This window comes from Nostoc sp. CHAB 5715 (assembly GCF_020829685.1).
Classification (GTDB): Bacteria; Cyanobacteriota; Cyanobacteriia; order Cyanobacteriales; family Nostocaceae; genus Nostoc.
Map to the genome: position 1 here is coordinate 1 of NZ_JAIVFR010000654.1, position 4,434 is coordinate 4,434.

A 4,434-nucleotide genomic window follows, 5' to 3' on the forward strand; every position below is an offset into this window, starting at 1 on the left:
TTTTATCTTTATAAATACTACTACGATGCCCAACTTCTATGATAGTTATCAATAAAATTTCATCCAAAATATCATAGATAATGCGATAGTCTCCTACTCTAATTCGATAACCATTGTCTCTATTTTTAGCTGGCAAATTCGGCACCGCCAAGGCATTTTCTGCGAGGATGACTAACCCTCCCCAACTCAGAGGTACAAATAACTCGAATATTGATAAATCAAAGCAAATTGAAGTTGAGGCTAATACACCAGCGATCGCATCTGCACTAAACACCTCCCGCGCCCAATACAATAAACAAACTGGATTGTGATGCTCAATCATCACCCCCTTCGGCTTCCCTGTAGAACCAGAAGTATAAATCAAATACGCCAGATTTTCCGGTGTAACCTTGGTGACAGGATTATTAACACAATTTTTAGCTATAGCTTCCCAATCTTCATCTAAATAAATAACCCTTCTTTCTTCGTTTGCGCCTTTGCGACTTTGCGTGAGCTTTTCATCGAAAGCGGCGGGAAACTCCATCCCCAGGTGTCTGTAGAGGGACAGCCGCCCCGCCGCTTGGGGCATAGGGCATAGGGCATTGGTAATTTCTTCCCCATGCCCTATGCCCCATTCCCCATGCCCAAAAACTCCATCCCCTTGTGGGTGGAGTTTTTCATCTTTGTGAGTCAACAGAATCGGAACTCGTGCATCTTCCAGAATCCACCTCAACCTACTTTCAGGATAAGCTGGATCTAAAGGTACATATACTCCACCCGCTTTGAGAATCCCTAAAACCCCAATCACCATCTCAACAGAACGTTCCAGACAAATTCCTACAGGTGTTTCTACTTCCACACCCAAATGTTGCAAATGATGTGCTAATTGATTAGCTTTACTATTGAGTTCTCTATAAGTAAAAGATTGCTCACCAAAAATCAGCGCTATTTCATCCGGTGTCCGTTCCACTTGCGCTTCAAATAGTTGATGAAGGCACTGATGATTAGGATATTCTTGTGTAGTTAGGTTCCAAATTTTAAATTGTTGCTGTTCGTTTAGGGTTAAAATAGATATTTCTGACAGCCTTTGCTCAGTATTTACAACTATACTCTCTAGCAAAGTAATCCAATGTTCTGCCATGCGGGCAATTGTAGCAACATCAAATAAATCTGTACTGTATTCAAACTGCCCAGTAATCCCCTGCTCAGTATCCTGTAAATTCAGACGTAATTCGTATTTTGCCGTGTCTTCATCAAAAGGCAACCGTTCCAGAGTCAACCCTGGCAATTGTGGCGATCGCACCGATGCTAATTGTAAATCAAACTTAACTTGGAATAACGGCATCATTTGACTGAGATTCCGTTCAGGATTTAACACTTCCACCAATTTTTCAAAGGGTAAATACTGATGGGCAAAGGCTGCAAGCGCCACCTCACGCACTCGCGCCAATAATTCCTGCACCGTGGGATTTCCTGCCAAATTGGTACGCAACACCAGCGTATTCACCAGCAAACCGATTAAATTTTCAGTTTCTTGGCGATCGCGGTTAACAATATCAGTACCAATAACTAAATCATTCTCTCCTGTGTAACGATACAACAATACCTGGAAGCTGGTTAACAGCAGCATAAACAGTGTTACCCCTTGCTTGGCTGCTAAAGCTTTGACTGCTTGGGATAGGGATGGCGATAAAGCCACAGGATAATGTGAACCGCTATAGGTGGGTACGGCTGGTTGTGGACGACTTGACAATTGTAAAATAGGTAATTCACCACCCAATTGCTGTTGCCAATAACTAATTTGCTCTGTGAAAAACTCGCCCTGTAACTGTTGCCTTTGCCACAGCGCCCAATCAGCATACTGAATAGGTAACTCTGGTAATGATGAAGTTTCTCCCTGGACAAATGCTGAATATAGTAACGATAATTCTTTTAGAAAGACACCAATCGACCAGCGATCAGAAATAATATGATGAGTTGTCAGTAGTAAAATATACTCCTGTTCTCCTAAATATAATAGGAGCGATCGCAATAAGGGTTGACTCAAATCAAAGGGGAGTTTTGCCTGTGCTAGGGCTAACCTTTCCACTTCTAACGGAGTGTTAATTTCGCTGATATCAATAATCGGAAGCGCCAGGGGTTCCCAAGGTGTAATGACTTGGATAGGCTGCTTTTGGGCGTTGGTAGTGAAACAAGTGCGTAAGGTTTCGTGTCGTCGTCGTAATTCATTTAGAGATTTTTCTAATGCTGACACCTGCAAGACTCCCCGCAGCCGCAGAACACAGGGGACATTGTAAACACAACTTGTGGGTTCGAGTTGCTGAATGAACCAGAGGCGTTGTTGAGCAAAGGATAGGGGAATATTTTCTGTATCAGGGCGTTTGGGAATGGTGAAAGATTGTCCTAATGTTAATCCTCGCTCTTTTAAGCGGCGTTCAAATAGTAGTCGTTGTTCTGGTGATAATTTAGCTAGGAGTTGTAGATAGTCAGCCATTTTGGATATTAGATTTTGAATTTATGAAGAAGAATTCAGAACTCAGGAGTCAGAATTTTACTATGTATTTTGTACGACTGGATGAGAAGCTTTGGTTTAACCCTGTTTTGTCACTCTCCGAAAACAAAAATCAACAGCAATGTTTAAACCTTAGACTAGGGTTGGGTTTGTGGCTTTATTTTCTAGTATTATAAACATCATCATCGCTTGAGCCTGAAACTCTTGTTTAGCAAGTATTTCATCTTTTTATCTGGGGAAAAGTGACACAAGAGGGTTAATACCGAACTTTGTCTTGCTACGCTAACGCTTTTATTGGGCGAAACTAGTATTAAATATTCTTCATTATTAAAACTCTATCCCTTTACAGTTAGAGTATTCACCAATTTTAAATTTTAAATTTTGAATTCTGTTTTATGGGAATTTCAAAGTACCGTAAGATAAGTATCTTTTCCCTCTAATGGTAAAACCCGGAGACGTTGATTTTTTAAATCTGGTTCTAACCCTAAATCTTCTAAAGGAATTAGTCCTAACAATGGGTTTGAACCTGCTGGTAGTTCAATACAATTAAATGTTCCTTCCCGACCTTGAACTAATAGGTTTAACTCTCTAAATATACGAACTTTTTGTATCCCTACAGCAATTTTGACATCAACCTCACCTTGGAGTACTAGTCCTAATTCACTGATAATATTTTCTGGCAAGCACAATCGAGTTGCACCAGTATCGACTAAAACATCATTCAATGTAACTGAACGAATTTGATCTGAGGAAATAAATCCTCGTTCGGCTAAAATTTGGTCAATACGGTTGGCAACTGTAATTTTACTTGTAACTTTGCCCATTGTCTCCCTTAGATTTGTTGCCACAACATTATTCTCCCTGAAGTTAGATTATGGCAATTTGATTGATCTAGCCATCCTAATCGAACCGCCAAGCCGCCAAGAGCGCCAAGAAAAGAAACAGAAAATTTTATAAATTATTTAGGACTGCTATATCTCTTTTATTTTATCACCCTCTTAGGCATAAATATTTATAGGCAGTGTTCGCTTATTTTCATAATCTTTATACAGGAAAGATATACCAAAAATGTGAACAATTTTATTTCTGCTTTCCATTACCTACTCTTGAAGTTGTTGTGCTACTTCCTCCGGTGATAAGTTATGAATATCACTTAATAATGCGGTTATTTCTGCTAAATCCTGAGATTTTGGTTTTTGAGATGCAATAACTGCTGCAATGCTACCCACAGTTGGTGCTTCCTCCAGTAAACTCCGCATAGAGAGTTCTATCCCAAAGCGATCGCGCTTTCGAGAGATGGCTTGAATTGCCAGTAGGGAATGTCCGCCTAAATCAAAGAAGTTATCATGAATGCCAATGGGTGTAATTCCTAAGAGTTCTTGCCAAATTTGGGCGATCGCTTCTTCTATTTCGTTGCTGGGTGGAATATATTCGTTGGCTAAATTAGGGCGTGTATGGGCAGTATCAGTGGATGATTCTGTTTTGGTTGCATTTGAGGTTTTTGGTGTTACCCATTGCTCTAGACGCTTGTGGAGGCTGCTTTTGGAAACTACGACAGACTCCGGTAAGCCTAAGTTGAGAACTCGGCAGGTAGCATCCCAAACCTCTTGAGGGGTAAGTGCTAGTGCGGCTAAATTTGCTCCAAAACCACTGTTAATCTCAAATGCATCATCTCGGCAAGCATCCCAGTTGATGCTAATCCAGGGAAATGTACTGCTTTGATTTTGTTTCACAGTAAACATATCTATAACTGCATTGGCGGCGGCATAAGCTGCCAATCCCAAACCGCCTAAAACACTAGAAAGGGATGATTGCAACACGCAAAAATCTAGGGATTTGTTGCCGATAACTTCAGCTAGGGCATCAATTTCATGGAAAGACGGTAGGGGATCGCTTTCGCGGTCTACGCCGTTCCGAGCGCAACGAAGTAAAGCTTTTTATTT

The 4,434-nt window shown here is 40.8% G+C and carries 3 protein-coding genes; all 3 read right to left on the reverse strand.

The window, feature by feature from the left end:
- On the reverse strand, window positions 1–2,473 hold a 2,473-nt coding region (locus LC574_RS28300), incomplete at its 3' end, for a type II toxin-antitoxin system RelE/ParE family toxin (protein ID WP_229456986.1).
- A 422-nt stretch (window positions 2,474–2,895) separates the two neighbouring features.
- Window positions 2,896–3,339, reverse strand: coding sequence for an aspartyl protease (locus LC574_RS28305; protein ID WP_229456987.1), 444 nt, complete (start codon window positions 3,337–3,339; stop codon window positions 2,896–2,898).
- 252 nt (window positions 3,340–3,591) lie between these two features.
- A complete protein-coding gene (locus tag LC574_RS28310; protein WP_368736746.1) occupies window positions 3,592–4,359 on the reverse strand; it encodes a phosphopantetheine-binding protein in 768 nt (255 codons plus the stop codon).
- Window positions 4,360–4,434 lie beyond the last annotated feature (75 nt).